Here is a 16,596-nt window from a genome sequence, read left to right on the forward strand (position 1 = left end):
ATCCTTACTTGTTGCGGTTCGCGAACAGCACAGCGCCTGCGATCGCCGCCGAGCCAATGCCGACGCCCAGTCCGATCTTCGCGAGCGGCCAGCTCTTCGCCTTCTCGGCGGCGTTGTGCGCGGCGGCTTCGGCCTGCAGCTTCGCCTCCTTCGCGGCGGCGAGGATCTCGTTCGGGGTGTCGCTGTCGATCTTGATGGTCACTTGGGCTCTCCTTCACTCTTCCGGGCATACACGCCACGGAAATCATTCGCGAACTGCGTCAGCGTGCCCGAGGCGATCGCCGCCCGCAGATCCGCCATCAGCGTTTCGTAGAACCAGATGTTATGCTCCGTCATCAGCATTGCGCCAAGCATTTCGCCCGACCGTACCAGATGATGCAGATACGCCCGCCCCAGGTCGCGCAGACCGGGCAGGGACAGGCCGGATCGAGCGGCCCCATGTCCTCGGCGAACTTCGCATTGCGGATGTTGATCGGCCCGGTCCTCGTGAACGCCTGGCCGGTCCGCCCGGACCGCGTGGGCATCACGCAATCGAACATGTCGATCCCGCGCTCGACCGCGCCGACGATGTCGTCGGGCTTGCCGACGCCCATCAGATAGCGCGGCTTTTCGGCAGGCAACTGGTCCGGCGCGAAGTCGAGACATCCGAACATCGCCTCTTGGCCTTCCCCGACCGCCAGCCCGCCGACCGCGTAGCCGTCGAAGCCGATATCGATCAGCGCATCCGCCGATGACTTGCGGAAGCCCTCGTTCAGCGCTCCCTGCTGGATGCCGAAGATCGCATTGTTCTCGGCATGATCTTCACCCGCGTCGAACGCCGCGCGCGACCGCTTCGCCCAACGCATCGATCGCTCCATCGCCGCGGCCTGCACTTCTCGCGTCGACGTCGTCGGCACCAGTTCGTCGAACGCCATGACGATGTTCGAGCCGAGCAACCGCTGGATCTCGATCGACCGCTCGGGGCTTAGGAGATGCCGCGTGCCGTCGAGGTGCGACTTGAACGATACGCCTTCCTCGGAGCGCTTCGTCAGGTCGGCAAGGCTCATCACCTGATACCCGCCGGAATCGGTCAGGATCGGCTTTGACCAGCCAGAAAACGCGTGCAGACCACCCAGCCGCGCAACCCGCTCGGCACCCGGCCGCAACATCAAATGATAGGTGTTGCCGAGGATGATGTCCGCACCCGCACCGACGACGTCGGCGGGTTTCATCCCCTTGACGGTGGCCGCGGTGCCGACCGGCATGAACGCCGGCGTGCGAATATCGCCGCGCTGCATCGCGATGACGCCGGTGCGCGCCTTGCCGTCGGTGGCGGAGATGGTGAAGTCGAAGCGGGGACGGGTCATGGTATCAGCGTTTCTTGCGGATGCCGTAGCGATCGCCGACCGGCGCGCCGCGGATGGTGATGAGTTCGGCGCGTGTCAGTACACCATCCTTGTCGCGGTCGAACCGCGCGAAGAATTGCGCGAACCGCGCCTGGAGCTCGGGCAGCGTGATCCTGTTGTCGCCGTCGCGATCGACTTCGAACGGGCTCGGTAACGCGTTGCGATCGCCTAGCCAGGCTTGTGCCCAATCCGCGTAGGCGATGTACCCAATAGAGCCTGTCGAAGCGCCCTCGGCAGTGGCGTAGCTGCGCGCGACGCACGCGGTCAGCTCGGCCTGCGTCACGCGGCCATCGCCATTCGCATCACATGCGGCGATGAACAGCGCGGCAGGCTCGGCGAATATCGTCGCGGGCGGTTGCGGCGTACCCGCGGGCGGCGGTGCAGCAACGATAGCCTGGAGCAAGACAAGAGCAAGCAGCATGCCGCCCGTCATGGCAGCAGAAGCGAGGCGTCGCCATAGCTGTAGAAGCGATACTTCCCGGCGATCGCATGCGCATACGCCGCCTGCATCCGCTCGCGCCCCATCAGCGCCGACACGAGCATGAACAACGTCGAGCGCGGGAGGTGGAAATTGGTCATCAAGCCGTCGATCCCGCGGAACCGGTATCCCGGCGTGATGAAGATCGCGGTGTCGCCGTCGAACGGACGGATCACGTCGTCCTCGCCGGTCGCGCTCTCGATCAACCGCAACGACGTCGTCCCGACCGCGATCACGCGACCCTTGTTCGCGCGGACCGCGTTGAGCCGATCGGCGGTGGCGGCATCGATCCGGCCCCACTCGGCGTGCATCCGATGCTCGGTCGTGTGGGTCGCCTTCACGGGAAGGAACGTCCCCGCGCCGACATGCAGCGTCAGCGTCGCATGCTCGATCCCCGCCGCCTTGAGCGCCGCCATCAACTTCGGCGTGAAGTGCAACGCAGCCGTCGGCGCTGCGACCGCCCCCGGCTCGGATGCGAACATCGTCTGGTAATCGTCCGCATCGCGTTCGTCTGTAGCACGCTTGCCGGCGATGTACGGGGGCAGGGGCATGTGGCCCGCGCGCTCCAGGAGCAGTTCGACCGGTTCGTCGCCCGCGAACACCAGCGCGTAGCTCCCATCGTCCTCGCGATCGACCGCCGCCGCGCTGACGCCGTTGCCGAAGTCGATCACGTCGCCGTCGCGCAGGCGCCGCGCATTGCGGATGAACGCGCGCCATCGCCGCGGCCCCTCGCGCTTGTGCAAGGTCGCGCCGATCTTCGCGTCGCCGCGCCGCCCGTCCAACTGCGCCGGGATCACGCGCGTATCGTTGAACACGAGCAGATCGCCGCGCCGCAACAGCGACGGCAGGTCGGACACGCCTGCATCCGTGGTGCGATCACCTTCGAGCACCAGCATCCGCGCAGCATCGCGCGGCGCCGCGGGGCGTAGCGCGATGTTGTCGGTCGGCAGGTCGAAGTCGAAAAGGTCGACGTTCAACGGAGTCTCACTTCTTGGCGGGGGCCTTCTTGGCCGCAGGCTTGGCAGTGGGCGCCTTGCGAGCAGCTGGCGCGAGCTTGGGCGCTGCCGCGTTCGGACCAGACGCCGTTCCCGGCAACGTCACCGGCGCACCCAGCGCAGGGGCAGGTGGGCCGGCGACATACGCCGGAGGATTGTCCGCCGCGATATACGCATGGACGATCCGCGACGGGTTCGCCGGCGGCTCGCCGCGCTGGATAGCGTCGACATACTGCATCCCGTCGATCACGCGACCGAACACGGTGTACTTCTTGTCGAGGCTGAGGCGCGGCTGGAAGACGATGAAGAACTGGCTGTTCGCACTGTCCTCCTTGTCCGACCGTGCCGCCGACACTGCGCCGCGGACATGCGGCAGGTAGTTGAACTCGGCCTTGAGATCGGGGAGCGTCGAGCCACCGGTGCCGTCGCCCTTGGGATCGCCGCCCTGCGCCATGAAGCCGTCGATCACGCGGTGAAACGCGAGGCCGTCATAGAAATGCTGGCGGGTGAGCGTCTTGATCCGCTCGACCATCAGCGGCGCGACGTCGGGCCGCAGCCAGATCGTCACGCGGCCACCCGTCGACAGATCGAGCAGCAGCAGATTCTGCGTATCCGTGGTCAGCGGCGGGGTCGCGCGAACGGCAGGCGCCACGACTTCCTTCTTCTGCGCCGCGACCGGCACCGTGACCAGGCACCCGAGCAACGCGAACATTCCGACGAAAAAGCGCATCAAATTCCCACTCGCAAGAGGCCCGGCGCAACCGGGCTGCCGCCACCTAGAGCAAATCCCCGCTTGCGCCAATCTGAACGTGACCGCGTCTCTGACGCCGAAGAGTCAGGTTCGAAGGTGACGGGTCAGGTTTGAGGGCGACGGGTCAGGCGGTGACGATCTCGGGCAGGATCGCGTCGAGCAGCAACGCACCCCCGTCGGTGACGCGCAGTCGACCGGGGGTGTGCACGATCAAGCCAAGAGCCTCGAGCCGTGCCACTGCGGCGATATCCACCGGCACGATGCCATCGTTGAGCGCGGTGATGCGGTCGAGATCGACGCCTTCCGCGAGCCGCAATCCCATCAGCAGCGCCTCGGTAGCGCGCGTCGATGGCGTCAGCGGATCCTCGACTTCCATGCCGTGGCCGTTCCGCTCGATCGCGGCCAGCCAGTTCTCCGGCTTCTTGCGCCGCACCGTCGCCAGCCCGCCGCGTCGGCCATGCGCACCCGGCCCGATCCCGGCATAATCCTGATAGCGCCAGTAAGCGAGGTTATGCCGGCTCTCCGCTCCCGGTCGCGCATGGTTCGACGTCTCGTACGCGGGCAAGCCTGCCGCTGCGGTATCGGCACGCGTTGCCTCGAACAGATCCGCCGCCGAGTCGCCGTCCGGGATCACGATCCGTCCCGCGAGCGCCTCGGTGGCGAATCGCGTGCCGGCTTCGATCGTCAACTGGTACAGCGAGAGATGCTCCGTCCCCAGACTAAGCGCGTGCGCGAGTTCCGCGCGCCAATCGTCGAGCCGCTGGCCGGGGAGCGCATAGATCAGGTCGAAACTCACGCGGGGAAAGACGCTCTGCGCGGTGGCGAGCGCGGCCTGTCCCTCGTTCACGTCATGCGCGCGGCCGAGGAATTTCAACGCTTGGTCATCGAGTGATTGTAGCCCGAGAGACACTCGGTTCACGCCAGCGTGCGCCAGGTCCGCAAATCGCGCTGCCTCGACCGAAGATGGGTTTGCCTCCAGGGTGATCTCGATCCCGTCGGCGAATCCCCAAGCCTTCTCTGCTGCATTCAGCACGGCAGCCACGGTCGAGGGCGGCATCAGCGAGGGCGTGCCACCGCCGAAGAAGATCGACTGCAACTTGCGCCCCGGCAACACCCGCGCTTCATGCGCGAGGTCGGTGAGCAGCGCATCCCGCCACGCCGCCTGGTCCACCTCTTCGCGAACATGGCTGTTGAAGTCGCAATACGGGCATTTCGACACGCAGAACGGCCAGTGGACGTAGAGCGCGAGGTCGCCCGGGGAATCAGAGCGGGGGCTTGGTGTTTCGAAGACGGGCATTATCTCGCGCATATGGTCGCACGGAGCGGTCGAAGGAAGCGCAATGACGGCACGGATGGGTTTGGCGATCGTCGGGGCGTTGTTGCTGGCAGGCTGTGCGCAGGGGCCCGAGCGAGTCGTCGAGCCGCGCGAATCGATGGCGCCGGCATCGCGCGGGGCGAGCCTGCTCAAGACCGCGATGATGGACGGCCACAACGCTGCCCGCGCCGCCGTCGGCGTGGCGCCGCTGACCTGGAGCGACACGCTGGCGACCACCGCGCGCGCCTATGCCGAGGAGATGGCGCGCACGCGGAAATTCGCGCACGCCCCGCAACCGCAGGGCATGACGCGCGAGGGCGAGAATTTGTGGACCGGCACGCGCTACGCCTATGCGTACACCGAGATGATGGGACACTGGGTCGCCGAGAAGCGTGATTTCATCAACATGCCTACGCCCGGATTCAGCCGCACCGGCAAATTCGAGGACGTCGCGCACTATACGCAGATCGTGTGGCGTGGCTCGACCCAGGTCGGCTGCGCGATGGCGAGCAACAAGACCGACGACTATCTGGTGTGCCGTTACTCCCCGCCCGGCAACGTGTTCGGCGAGCGCGCTTATTGATCTGAAGCAAGCTGGTAGTTCTGGAGCGGTGGTATTTTATTAAGTGGTTTCGGCTAACCTGCTTTAATGAAACCACTACCCCAACCCGATGTTCCCCGTATCGGTTGCGTCGGATGTCGTGATGGCGCTGGCCTGTCGTTCGCCTTCTCGATGGCGTTCCAACCGATCGTCGATGTCGAGACGGAGACGGTCTTCGCCTACGAGGCGCTGGTGCGCGGGCCCGAGGGGCAGTCGGCGGCGAGCGTCCTGGGCCAGGTCGACGGGCAGAACCTGTACGCGTTCGACCAGCAATGCCGGGTGCGCGCTATCGAGGCCTCGGTGAAGGCCGGGCTGCTCGACACGCCTGCACGGCTGTCGATCAACTTCCTGCCGAACGCGGTCTATTCGCCGGCGGCGTGTATCCAGTTGACGCTCAAGACCGCGGGCGCGGTCGGGATGCCGACCGATCGGCTGATCTTCGAGTTCACCGAGAACGAGGAGATGCTCGATCCCGCGCACGTTGCGAACATCATCGCGACGTATCAGAAGATGGGGTTCGGCACCGCGCTCGACGATTTCGGTGCGGGGCATGCGGGGCTGAACCTGCTCGCGCGGTTCCAGCCGGACATCATCAAGCTCGACATGGAGCTGATCCGCGACATCGACACGAGCCTGCCGCGGCGGATGATCGTCGAGGGGATGCTGCGGATGTGCGCGGGGTTGGGGATTGCGGTGATTGCCGAGGGGGTCGAGACGCTTGGCGAGTTCGAGGCACTGCGGGCATTGGGCGTGCGGTACATCCAAGGGTATCTGCTGGCGAAACCGGCGTTCGAGGCTTTGCCTACCGTGACGTGGCCGGTGAAGCAGGCGATCGCAGTCTGAACTACACCTGCTCCGTCATCCTGACGAAAGTCAGGATCCAGAGCCATCAAGGGCACCGCCCGTTGTCCTGGATCCTGACTTTCGTCAGATTGACGAGAATCTGGCGGCAGGTTCCCCGCCGCCAGATTTTCAGAACACCGCGGCTTCGAGCAGTTTGAACGCTTCGTTGCGGTGGCTGATGGCGTTCTTCGTTTCGTGTGGCAGCTCGGCATAAGTCTGGTCGTAGCCGAGCGGCACGAACACCGGGTCGTAGCCGAACCCGACATTGCCGCGTGGCGGCCAGGTCAGCGTCCCTTCGGCACGGCCTTCGAACCATTCGACGTGACCATCGGGCCACGCGAGCGCGAGCACGCTGACGAAATGCGCGCCGCGCGTCGCGTCCGGGCCCTTTGCGGCGACCGCGTCCTCGACCTTCTGCATCGCCATCATCCAGTCGCGACCGGTCGGCGTTTCCGCCCAGTCGGCCGTGTAGACGCCCGGATCGCCGCCCAGCGCATCGACGCACAGCCCGCTATCGTCCGCGAGCGCTGGATAGCCCGACAGGTCGGCGGCCGAGCGCGCCTTCAGTTCGGCATTCGCGAAGAAGGTCGTGCCCGTCTCGATCGGCTCGGGCAGATCGAGCTCGGCGGCGGAGACGACTTCGAGCCCCCGTCCTTCCAAAAGCGCGGCGATCTCGCGAACCTTGCCCTTGTTGTGGCTGGCGATCACCAGCTTGCCGGGTGCAAGCTTGCGGATCGCCTGCGGTTCCTTGCCCTCGCCGCTCACTTGGCGACGGCTTTCGCCTGGGCTGCGAAGATGTCGGTGCAGCCGATGCGTGCGAGACGGAGCAGGCGGAGCAGCGCCTCTTCGTCGTACGTCGCGCCCTCGGCGGTCGCCTGCGCCTCGGCGATGTTGCCGTTCTCAAGCAGCACGAAGTTCGCGTCCGCATCCGCGCCCGAATCCTCGATATAGTCGAGGTCGAGCACCGGATTGCCCTGGTAGATGCCGCAGCTGATCGCCGCGACCTTCTGCGTCAGCGGGTCGGCGGTCAGCTTGCCGCTCGCGAGCAGACCGTCGATCGCGAGCCGCAGCGCGACCCAGCCGCCCGAGATCGACGCGGTGCGCGTGCCGCCGTCGGCCTGGATCACGTCGCAGTCGATCACGATCTGGCGCTCGCCGAGCAACTTGAGGTCGACGACGGCGCGAAGCGAACGGCCGATCAGTCGCTGGATTTCCTGCGTGCGCCCCGACTGCTTGCCCTTGGCGGCCTCGCGGTTGTTGCGCGTGTTGGTAGCGCGCGGGAGCATGCCGTATTCGGCGGTCACCCAGCCTTCGCCCTTGCCGCGCATGAACGGCGGCACTTTCTCCTCGACGCTGGCGGTGACGAGCACCTTGGTGTCGCCGAAGCCGATCAGGACGGAGCCCTCGGCATGCTTGGTGAAGCGCGGCTCGATCGTGATCGCACGCATCTGGTCTGGGGCGCGGCCGGATGGGCGCATAGTCTTATCCTAACGGGAGTGAGTGGTTGCCCGCTGCCTAGCCTTTCGTTTCCGTGCTCGCCAGCCTTCCCCGTCATCCTGACGAAAGTCAGGATCCAGAGTAACCGAGTTCCGTCCTCCGTGGCTCTGGATCCTGACTTTCGTCAGGATGACGGAGTGGTCGGGGTGCGCATTCCCCCTTTGTACGACGCCGGATCCGCCCTAGATCAAAGCGATGGCCACGCCCCCCGTCACCGAACTGACCGATCGCGCGCGCGACATTTTTCGTGCCGTCGTCGACAGCTACCTGGCGAGCGGCTCGCCGGTCGGGTCGAAGACGATCGCGCAACTGACCGGCCTCAGCCTCTCCCCCGCCTCGATTCGCGGCGTGATGGGCGAACTCGAAGGTCTCGGTCTGCTCGCCAGCCCGCATATTAGCGCCGGCCGGATGCCGACCGACCGCGGCTTGCGACTGTTCGTCGACGGCATGATGCAGGCGATGGAGCCGTCGTTCGAGGAGCGCCAGACGATCGAGGCCCGCGCCGGCGTCGGTGGTCCGGTGGAGGAGGCGCTCGCCGCGACCACGCTCGCGCTCTCGGGGCTGTCGGCGTGCGCGGGGCTGGTGATGGTGCCCAAGCGCGAACTGAAGCTCCGCCAGATCGCCTTCGTCGCGCTGTCGCCGGAACAGGCGCTGGCGGTGCTGGTAAGTGAGGATGGCTCGGTCGAGAACCGCGTGATCGCGCTGCCGAAGGGCATGTCGCCGTCCGCGCTGATCGAGGCGGGCAATTACATGTCGGCAACGCTCGGGGGCCTGACGCTGGCGGATGCGCGGACCCGGATCGAGCGCGAGCTGGCGGACGGGCAGGCGGCGCTCGACGGTGCGGCGCGGACGCTGGTCGAGCGCGGCATCGCGGTGTGGAGCGAGGATGCGGATCGCCGCCCAGTGCTGATCGTGCGCGGGCAGGGGCGGCTGATCGACGCCGCTGCCGCCGCCGATCTCGACCGGGTCCGCGACCTGCTCGACGATCTCGAGGGAAAGCAGGAAGTCGCATCGCTTCTGGACAGTGCGCGGGCCGGTGATTCGACGCGGATTTTCATCGGCGCGGAGACCAAATTGTTCGCGTTGTCGGGGTCTTCGGTGATCGCTCGACCGTTCCGCGGATTGGACGGCCGGGTGGTTGGCGTGGTCGGCGTCATAGGCCCGACGCGGTTGAACTATGCGCGCGTCGTGCCCATGGTGGATTTCACGGCTGCAACGCTCGCCCGGTTGATGGGTTGAGCCGGCCTCAAACATAGGGAACATCATGTCCGATACCGATCAGAACGCTCCTGCCGACCTGCGCGAAGAGACCGCCGAAGATGCGCCGGAAGTGGCTGCGAACGACCGCGTCGCCGAGCTTGAGAACCAGCTGGCGGAAGCCAAGCAGAACGTCCTCTACGCACAGGCGGAGATCCAGAACGTCCGCCGCCGCGCCGAGAAGGAAGCACAGGATGCCCGCGCCTATGCCGCCACCGCGTTCGCGCGCGACGTGCTGTCGGTTGCGGACAACCTCTCGCGAGGGCTGTCGGCGATTCCCGCCGACCTGCGTGCGGACGACAAGATGAAGGGGCTCGTCACCGGGCTCGAAGCGACCGGTCGCGAGCTGGAGAGCGTGTTCCAGCGCCACGGGATCACCAAGATCGCCGCGGAGGGCCAGATGCTCGATCCGAACAAGCACCAGGCGATGCTCGAGGTCCCGAGCGACCAGCCGGCCGGGACGATCGTCCAGGAAATGCAGGCGGGCTACATGATCAAGGACCGCCTGCTGCGTCCGGCGATGGTCGGCGTCGCCAAGGCTGGGTAATCCTCCCCGGAACGGGGAGGGGACCGCCACGCGCTTGCGTGGTGGTGGAGGGGCTCACCTCCCGCGTACCATCTGCGGCCGGGGGCTTACGTCGAGCGTTACGAACGCGGCACGCCCCTCCACCAGCTGCGCTGGTCCCCCTCCCCTTGCAGGGGAGGATTTGAAAGTCAGTCCATGAACCAGAACCTCACGACCGATCGCCAGACCTTCGTCACGCATCTCGAATGCTCGATCACCGGCGAGCGGTATGAGGCGGATCAGCTTCATGGGCTGTCGCGTGCGGGGCGGCCGTTGCTAGTGCGCTACGACCTCGATGCTGTGCGCTCCGCGATCTCGCGTGACGCGATCGAGGCGCGGCCGACCGATCTGTGGCGGTGGCGCGAGCTGCTCCCCGTCCGCCACACATCCAACATCGTCAGCCTCGGCGAGATCGAGACGCCACTCGTGCCGCTGACCAAGTCCGGCGGCCCCAACGTGCTCGTGAAGGACGAAGGCCGCCTCCCGACCGGTTCGTTCAAGGCACGCGGCCTCGTCATGGCGGTCGCGATGGCGAAGGAGCTTGGCGTCACCAAGATCGCGATGCCGACCAACGGCAATGCGGGCGCGGCGCTGGCGGCCTACGCCACGCGGTGCGGGATCGAGACGATCGTGTTCTGCCCGGACGACACCCCCGAGATCAACGTGCGCGAGATCGCGATGCAGGGCGCGCGCGTCTGGCGGGTCAACGGGCTGATCGACGATTGCGGCGCGATCGTCGGCAAGGGCGCTGCCGAGGGCCGCTGGTTCGATTTCTCGACGTTGAAGGAGCCATACAGAATCGAGGGCAAGAAGACGATGGGGCTGGAACTCGCCGCGCAGTTCGGGTGGAAACTTCCGCAAGCGATCTTCTACCCGACCGGCGGCGGCACCGGGCTGATCGGGATGTGGAAGGCGTTCGACGAACTCGAAAAGCTCGGCTGGATCGGCTCGGAGCGGCCGAAGATGTTCGCGGTGCAGGCGAGCGGGTGTGCGCCGATCGTCCGCGCGTTCGAGGCAGGCGAGGAGCATGCCGAGCGTTGGGAAGATGCTAGCACGGTCGCGGCCGGCATTCGCGTGCCGAAGGCGGTCGGCGACTTCCTGATCCTCCGCGCAGTGCGGGAGTCGGGCGGGCAGGCGCTGGCGGTCGGCGATCCGGCGATCCTGAAGGCGGTCGACGCCGCGGCGAAGCAGGACGGCCTGCTGCTATGCCCCGAGGGCGGCGCGACGCTGGCGGCGTATCATCAGGCACTGAATACCGGGCTGGTCGACGAGGACGACAAGGTCGTACTTTTCAACTGTGCGACCGGTTTGAAATATCCGATGCCGGAAGCACCGCAAGCGCTTGATAGAACACGACCTATCGATTTCGACGCGCTGTAATCGGCGGATTTCTGCCGATTGGATGGATCGCGATCTACCAGATCGGTGGTTGAAATTGATCCATGTTGGCTGCAACGGGGCGCCCTTCTTTACAAAAGGGGTCTTCAATGCAGAAAATCGTCCAGGTCGTTTGTGTCGTGCTCATCGCCGCGGCGGTGATGTTCGGCGGGCGTTGGTACATGTACGTCGCGCAGGGCTCTAGCCCGTATGACGAGGTCGGCATCGCGCTGAACGGCTATGCACCGGGGCCCATGCGGGCTTGGGGCTGTCACAAGATGCAGGCGCGGTTCCCGGGCCAGTTGCCGCCTTACGGCTGTGCCGGGCCGGATGGGCGCAGCTGGCTGTAACGCCAGACTCGTCATCGCATAATCCGTCATCCTGACGAAAGTCAGGATCCAGAGCCCCGATCGTTCCGCTGAGTTACCCTGGATCCTGACTTTCGTCAGGATGACGAGGTGTGTTGGCGGGACGAGCGGGCGTAAACGGCAACACTGTCTCGTATTGCTCAAGCGGCGGTGCGCCCGCCACCTTCGCGCCCGCACGCAGCAGGAAGGCATGCCGCACGATCTCGCCCTGCTGCTCGATCCCGTAGCGGTGCAGCGCCACGCCGGGCCGGAACGCATAGTCGTACCGACACCAGGGATGCCGCGCCAAGGGTAGGAACACGCCGCGCTGGTGTTGCCAGATGTGCGTCATCTCGTGGATAAACAGCCCCTGCAATGTCAGGTTCGCGTGCGCGAAGTCGTCGCACCACAGATCGCCCTTGGGGTGAAAGTGGATGCACCCGCGTGGCGCCATCACCGTATCGCGCGGCTGGAAGAACGCCCATTTGCTGCGCGCTAAACTTACCGAAGAGTAATCGATCGCACCCCCGAACACCGATGCCGCGAGCGCCGTCTCCCCCTCGGTCAGCGTGCGCTTCACTTCCCGACCGGAGTCCCCGCCGCGACCACGGTCGCGTTGTTTATGATCTCGCGTCCCATCGGCAAACGCGAACGTCAGCGTCACGCGATCGGCGGGCTTGATCCCCGAATTCATGTCGAACAGCATCACGTGCCGCCCGCCCGGCGCGAACGCCACATCCGTGTTCGCCGGAATCTCCACGCGGGTCAGCGGCGTCATCGTCGACATGCCGCCCTTGTCCATCGTCTCGTGCATCTCCGACTTGATCGCGACGTCGGTCGTGGCCGAGATCAGCGTCGCAGGTGTGGGCCCCCCATGCACCGTGAAATACGCCGCCGCGGGCCGCCCGGTGACCGCGCCGAGCCGCACCCAGGCGCCGTCGACCGACAACTCCTTAGGCTGCGAGCAGGACGCCAGTGCCATCGCGGCAACACCCAGTCCGAAAACGATACGCATAGGTTACTTTTCTCCGGGCGCTGCCTCTTGCGCATCCTATGACCCATACAATCTTGCGGCAAGCGCGAGGCCACCTATATCGCGCCCATCATCAGAAAGGTTCCACTGCCGTAACGGGGTGGAACCGGTTTCGTATTTTCGTTTCAAGTGAGGGGCTAATCAGAACTCATGGCTAAAGTAATCGGTATCGATCTCGGCACGACCAACAGCTGCGTTTCCGTCATGGAAGGCGGCAAGCCCAAGGTCATCGAGAATTCCGAGGGCGCGCGCACCACGCCGTCGATCGTCGCGTTCGCCAAGGATGGCGAGCGACTGGTCGGCCAGCCGGCCAAGCGCCAGGCAGTGACGAACGGCGACAATACCATCTTCGCGGTGAAGCGCCTGATCGGCCGTCGCTTCGACGATCCGATCACCAAGAAGGACACCGAACTGGTCCCGTACAAGATCTCGCGCGGCCCGAACGGCGACGCATGGGTCTCGGCGGGCGGCAAGGATTACTCGCCGTCGCAGATCTCGGCGTTCACGCTGCAGAAGATGAAGGAAACCGCCGAGTCGTATCTCGGCGAGACGGTCACGCAGGCGGTCATCACCGTGCCGGCCTACTTCAACGACGCCCAGCGCCAGGCGACCAAGGACGCCGGCCAGATCGCTGGCCTCGAAGTGCTGCGCATCATCAACGAGCCGACCGCGGCGGCGCTGGCCTACGGCCTCGACAAGCAGGACGGCAAGACGATCGCGGTCTACGATCTCGGCGGCGGCACGTTCGACATCTCGGTGCTCGAGATCGGTGACGGCGTGTTCGAGGTGAAGGCCACCAATGGCGACACGTTCCTCGGCGGTGAGGATTTCGACAACAAGATCGTCCAGTACCTTGCCGACGAGTTCAAGAAGGCCGAGGGCATCGACCTCGCCAAGGACAAGCTGGCGTTGCAGCGTCTGAAGGAAGCCGCCGAGAAGGCGAAGATCGAGCTCAGCTCGGCACAGTCGACCGAGGTCAACCTGCCCTTCATCACCGCGGACCAGAACGGCCCGAAGCATCTGGTGAAGTCGATCACCCGCGCCGACCTGGAGCGGATGGTCGAGGACCTGGTCAAGCGCACGCTCGAGCCTTGCCGCAAGGCGCTCGCAGATGGCGGCCTGAAGCCCGAGGACATCTCGGAAGTCGTGCTGGTCGGCGGCATGACGCGCATGCCGCGCGTCCGTGAAGTCGTGAAGCAGTTCTTCGGCAAGGAGCCGCACACCGGCGTCAACCCGGACGAGGTCGTCGCGATGGGCGCCGCGATCCAGGCCGGCGTGCTGCAGGGCGACGTCAAGGACGTGCTGTTGCTCGACGTGACGCCGCTGTCGCTGGGCATCGAGACGCTGGGTGGCGTGTTCACCCGGATGATCGATCGCAACACGACGATCCCGACCAAGAAGTCGCAGACCTACTCGACCGCCGACGACAACCAGGGCGCGGTGACGATCCGCGTGTTCCAGGGCGAGCGCGAGATGGCGGCCGACAACAAGATGCTCGGCAATTTCGATCTCGTCGGCATCCCCCGCACCTCGCGGCGTGCCGCAGATCGAGGTCACGTTCGACATCGATGCCAACGGTCTCGTCAGCGTTTCGGCCAAGGACAAGGGCACCGGCAAGGAGCAGCAGATCCGCATCCAGGCGTCGGGTGGTCTTTCGGACAACGATATCGACCAGATGGTCCGCGATGCCGAGACCTTCGCCGAAGAGGATAAGAAGCGTCGTGCGGGAGCCGAGGCGAAGAACAATGCCGAGTCGCTGGTTCACACCACCGAGCGTCAGCTTGCCGATAATGGCGACAAGGTCGACGAGTCGCTGAAGACCGAGATCCAGGCTGCGATCGACGCGACCAAGGCTGCGGTCGAGAGCGGCGATGCGGACGCGATGACCGAGAAGAGCACCGCGCTCGCCCAGGTCGCGATGAAGCTCGGCCAGGCGATCTACGAGAAGCAGGCCCAGGCGGACGCATCGCCGTCGGCTGACGGTGACGCGGCGAAGAAGGACGACGACGTCGTCGACGCCGAGTTCTCGGAAGTCGACGACAACCCGAAGGCGTAAACCATGACCGCCCTCCGTCACCCCGGCGAGGGTCCCATCGAAGTATTATTTCGATGGGTGCCCGGAAGCTGGGGTCTCCTTCCGCAGGGGTTCGCTCCTGTGGAACGAGATGCCAGCTTTCGCTGGCATGACGGGCGGGGCCGGAGGGGCGAAGTATGAGTACCCAGACAGATTATTACGAACTGCTCGAATGCGAGCGGACCGCGGATGCGGGGACGATCAAGTCGTCCTACCGCAAGCTCGCGATGAAGTATCACCCGGATAAGAACGCGGGCTGCAAGGATTCCGAAGCGCAGTTCAAGGCGGTCAGCGAAGCCTACGAGTGCCTCAAGGACCCGCAGAAGCGCGCGGCCTATGATCGCTTCGGCCATGCCGCGTTCCAGAATGGCGGCGGCGGCGGTCATGGCGGCGGCGCGCAGGATTTCGGCGGCTTCAGCGATATCTTCGAAAGCGTCTTCGGCGAATTCATGGGCGGCGCACAGCGCGGCGGCGGTCGCTCGGCGGCACGACGCGGCGCAGACCTCCGCTACGACATGGAAGTCAGCCTGGAGGAAGCCTTCCACGGCAAGACGACCGAGATCACGATCGACGTCTCCGCGCTCTGCGACACCTGCGACGGCTCGGGCGCGAAGGCCGGGACGCGCGCGAAGACCTGCCAGCATTGCGGCGGTCACGGGAAAGTCCGGGCGCAACAGGGTTTCTTCGTGGTCGAGCGCGCCTGCCCGGTCTGCAACGGCGCTGGCGAAGTCATCGCCGATCCGTGCCCGGACTGCCGCGGCGAAGGCCGTGTCGAGAAGACCAAAACGCTCTCGATCAACGTCCCCCCGGCGTCGACGAGGGCACGCGCATCCGCATGTCGGGCGAGGGCGAGGCGGGTGCCCGCGGCGCGCCGTCCGGCGATCTCTACATCTTCCTCCACGTGACCAAGCACAATCTGTTCGAACGCGAAGGCACGACCTTGTTCGCGCGCGCCGATCAGCTTCACGGTCGCGTCGCTCGGCGGGGCGCTGTCGATCCCCGGCCTCGACGGCCGCACGCACGAAGTGAAGATCCCGGCCGGCATCCAGTCGGGCAAGCAGCTCCGCCAGCGCGGCGCCGGCATGCCCGTCCTGCAAGGCCGCGGCCACGGCGATCTCGTCGTCCAGATCGACGTCGAAACCCCCACGCGTCTCAGCAATCGCCAGAAGGAATTGCTCGAGATGTTCCGCGAGACGGAAACGGGTGACGAATGCCCGGCGAGCCAGGGCTTCTTCGCCAAGCTTAAGGGCGTGTTCGCGGGCGAATGATACGACAACGGGCCGGCCTTATGCCGGCCCGTACGTTACCGAGCCGCATGCCTAGCGCCTTTACCCCGCACTGTCGTCATCCCAGCGAAAGCTGGGATCTCCCTGCTTGTGTCGCACTGCGTACCAACAGGAATACCCCAGCTTTCGCTGGGGCGACGGGGCGTTGGGAGTTATCCCGGGTCGAGCAATATTATGGCTGACTGTCACCAGCATGAGGCGACAATCTTCGATTCTCGATTGTCCCTGAGGCTCATGCCGGGTGACACGCGTAAGTTCGAGCTTGCCTGATCCGCGGCATCCGCCAGAATGAAAAGCGAACATCGAGGAATGACATGCGCGGACAGGTTTTAGGCGTCGATCCCCGTACGGGCGAAGGGCTCGTTGCGGGGCAGGACGGGCAACGCTACAGGTTTGCGCCGGAGGATTGGGCGCATCGCGGCGAACCGGCGATCGGCATCGAAGTCGATTTCGAAGCCGCCAACGATCGTGCGCTCAGCGTCTTCCCGATGCCGACCGCGCCTGGCCCGCGTCGCGCGGTGCCGCCAGCCGCTGTCGTCCCGGCAAACGACCGCAACAAATATGTCGCTGCGGTGATGGCGTTCGTGATCGGTACTCTAGGCATCCACCGCTTCTACCTTGGCAGGACGGGCTCGGGGATCATCATGCTGGTACTGACCATCACCGTGGTCGGCCTCGTGATCAGCGCACCCTGGGCGCTGATCGACATGATCCGGTATCTGATGATGTCCGACGAGGAATTCGCCGCGCGGTATCCGCGCACGCGGTAGCCGCCGTCGATCTGGTGAATCA

Annotated in this window: 15 protein-coding genes and 4 pseudogenes; 9 read left to right on the top strand and 10 right to left on the bottom strand. The window is 65.6% G+C overall.

Translation table 11 applies throughout. The features are described 5' to 3' along the window. Positions 1-4: 4 nt before the first annotated feature. From QP181_RS17990 to hemW, 6 genes and pseudogenes are all read right to left on the bottom strand, one after another. Positions 5-202, bottom strand: a complete 198-nt coding sequence (locus tag QP181_RS17990; protein WP_197978314.1) for a hypothetical protein — start codon at positions 200-202, stop codon at positions 5-7. Then, positions 199-1,346 (bottom strand): annotated as a pseudogene (gene tgt, locus QP181_RS17995) (tRNA guanosine(34) transglycosylase Tgt). The gene QP181_RS17990 and the pseudogene tgt overlap by 4 nt, the downstream one beginning before the upstream one ends. Positions 1,347-1,350: 4 nt before the next feature. After that, positions 1,351-1,806: an EF-hand domain-containing protein gene (locus QP181_RS18000; protein WP_333929369.1), complete on the bottom strand. Its 456-nt coding sequence runs from the start codon at positions 1,804-1,806 to the stop codon at positions 1,351-1,353. An 8-nt stretch (positions 1,807-1,814) separates the two neighbouring features. Next, a complete protein-coding gene (gene queA, locus QP181_RS18005) occupies positions 1,815-2,840 on the bottom strand; it encodes a tRNA preQ1(34) S-adenosylmethionine ribosyltransferase-isomerase QueA (RefSeq protein ID WP_333929370.1) in 1,026 nt (341 codons plus the stop codon). A gap of 7 nt (positions 2,841-2,847) precedes the next feature. Further along, the gene (locus QP181_RS18010; protein WP_132737569.1) at positions 2,848-3,588 is read right to left on the bottom strand and encodes a peptidylprolyl isomerase; all 741 of its coding nucleotides are present in this window, start codon (positions 3,586-3,588) and stop codon (positions 2,848-2,850) included. 145 nt (positions 3,589-3,733) lie between these two features. Further along, complete coding sequence (gene hemW, locus QP181_RS18015; RefSeq protein ID WP_333929371.1) at positions 3,734-4,906, bottom strand: radical SAM family heme chaperone HemW; 1,173 nt, start codon at positions 4,904-4,906, stop codon at positions 3,734-3,736. A 43-nt stretch (positions 4,907-4,949) separates the two neighbouring features. Here hemW and QP181_RS18020 point away from each other — a divergent pair, with 43 nt between their 5' ends. Together QP181_RS18020 and QP181_RS18025 are read left to right on the top strand one after the other, a co-directional pair. Further along, a complete protein-coding gene (locus QP181_RS18020) occupies positions 4,950-5,507 on the top strand; it encodes a CAP domain-containing protein (RefSeq protein ID WP_132737574.1) in 558 nt (185 codons plus the stop codon). A gap of 66 nt (positions 5,508-5,573) precedes the next feature. Next, positions 5,574-6,368, top strand: a complete 795-nt coding sequence (locus tag QP181_RS18025) for an EAL domain-containing protein (protein WP_443027566.1) — start codon at positions 5,574-5,576, stop codon at positions 6,366-6,368. A 129-nt stretch (positions 6,369-6,497) separates the two neighbouring features. Here the strand turns inward: QP181_RS18025 and rdgB are convergent, their stop codons facing one another. Together rdgB and rph are read right to left on the bottom strand one after the other, a co-directional pair. Next, positions 6,498-7,133, bottom strand: a complete 636-nt coding sequence (rdgB, locus tag QP181_RS18030; RefSeq protein WP_333929372.1) for an RdgB/HAM1 family non-canonical purine NTP pyrophosphatase — start codon at positions 7,131-7,133, stop codon at positions 6,498-6,500. Beyond that, on the bottom strand, positions 7,130-7,846 hold the full coding sequence (rph, locus tag QP181_RS18035) for a ribonuclease PH (RefSeq protein WP_056055360.1): 717 nt from the start codon (positions 7,844-7,846) through the stop codon (positions 7,130-7,132). Before rph ends, rdgB begins: the two co-directional genes overlap by 4 nt. Positions 7,847-8,060: 214 nt before the next feature. Here rph and hrcA point away from each other — a divergent pair, with 214 nt between their 5' ends. From hrcA to QP181_RS18055, 4 genes are all read left to right on the top strand, one after another. Then, positions 8,061-9,104, top strand: a complete 1,044-nt coding sequence (gene hrcA, locus QP181_RS18040; RefSeq protein WP_333929373.1) for a heat-inducible transcriptional repressor HrcA — start codon at positions 8,061-8,063, stop codon at positions 9,102-9,104. A gap of 25 nt (positions 9,105-9,129) precedes the next feature. After that, on the top strand, positions 9,130-9,669 hold the full coding sequence (gene grpE / locus QP181_RS18045; protein ID WP_333929374.1) for a nucleotide exchange factor GrpE: 540 nt from the start codon (positions 9,130-9,132) through the stop codon (positions 9,667-9,669). Between the two features lie 174 nt (positions 9,670-9,843). Further along, positions 9,844-11,067: a threonine synthase gene (locus QP181_RS18050; protein ID WP_333929375.1), complete on the top strand. Its 1,224-nt coding sequence runs from the start codon at positions 9,844-9,846 to the stop codon at positions 11,065-11,067. A 107-nt stretch (positions 11,068-11,174) separates the two neighbouring features. Then, positions 11,175-11,414: a hypothetical protein gene (locus tag QP181_RS18055; RefSeq protein ID WP_333929376.1), complete on the top strand. Its 240-nt coding sequence runs from the start codon at positions 11,175-11,177 to the stop codon at positions 11,412-11,414. Positions 11,415-11,487: 73 nt separating this feature from the next. Here the strand turns inward: QP181_RS18055 and QP181_RS18060 are convergent, their stop codons facing one another. Both QP181_RS18060 and QP181_RS18065 read right to left on the bottom strand, forming a co-directional pair. Further along, positions 11,488-11,991: a vgr related protein gene (locus QP181_RS18060; RefSeq protein WP_333929680.1), complete on the bottom strand. Its 504-nt coding sequence runs from the start codon at positions 11,989-11,991 to the stop codon at positions 11,488-11,490. Between the two features lie 111 nt (positions 11,992-12,102). Beyond that, a pseudogene (locus QP181_RS18065) lies at positions 12,103-12,426 on the bottom strand (copper chaperone PCu(A)C); the annotation flags it as partial. A 222-nt stretch (positions 12,427-12,648) separates the two neighbouring features. Between QP181_RS18065 and dnaK the strand changes: the two are divergent. From dnaK to QP181_RS18080, 3 genes and pseudogenes are all read left to right on the top strand, one after another. Beyond that, positions 12,649-14,500: pseudogene (dnaK, locus tag QP181_RS18070) on the top strand (molecular chaperone DnaK). A gap of 155 nt (positions 14,501-14,655) precedes the next feature. Further along, positions 14,656-15,786, top strand: a pseudogene (gene dnaJ / locus QP181_RS18075) (molecular chaperone DnaJ). Positions 15,787-16,118: 332 nt separating this feature from the next. Next, complete coding sequence (locus QP181_RS18080) at positions 16,119-16,574, top strand: TM2 domain-containing protein (protein WP_333924041.1); 456 nt, start codon at positions 16,119-16,121, stop codon at positions 16,572-16,574. Positions 16,575-16,596: the final 22 nt, after the last annotated feature.

This window comes from Sphingomonas sp. LR55 (genome assembly GCF_036856015.1).
Classification (GTDB): domain Bacteria; phylum Pseudomonadota; class Alphaproteobacteria; order Sphingomonadales; family Sphingomonadaceae; genus Sphingomonas.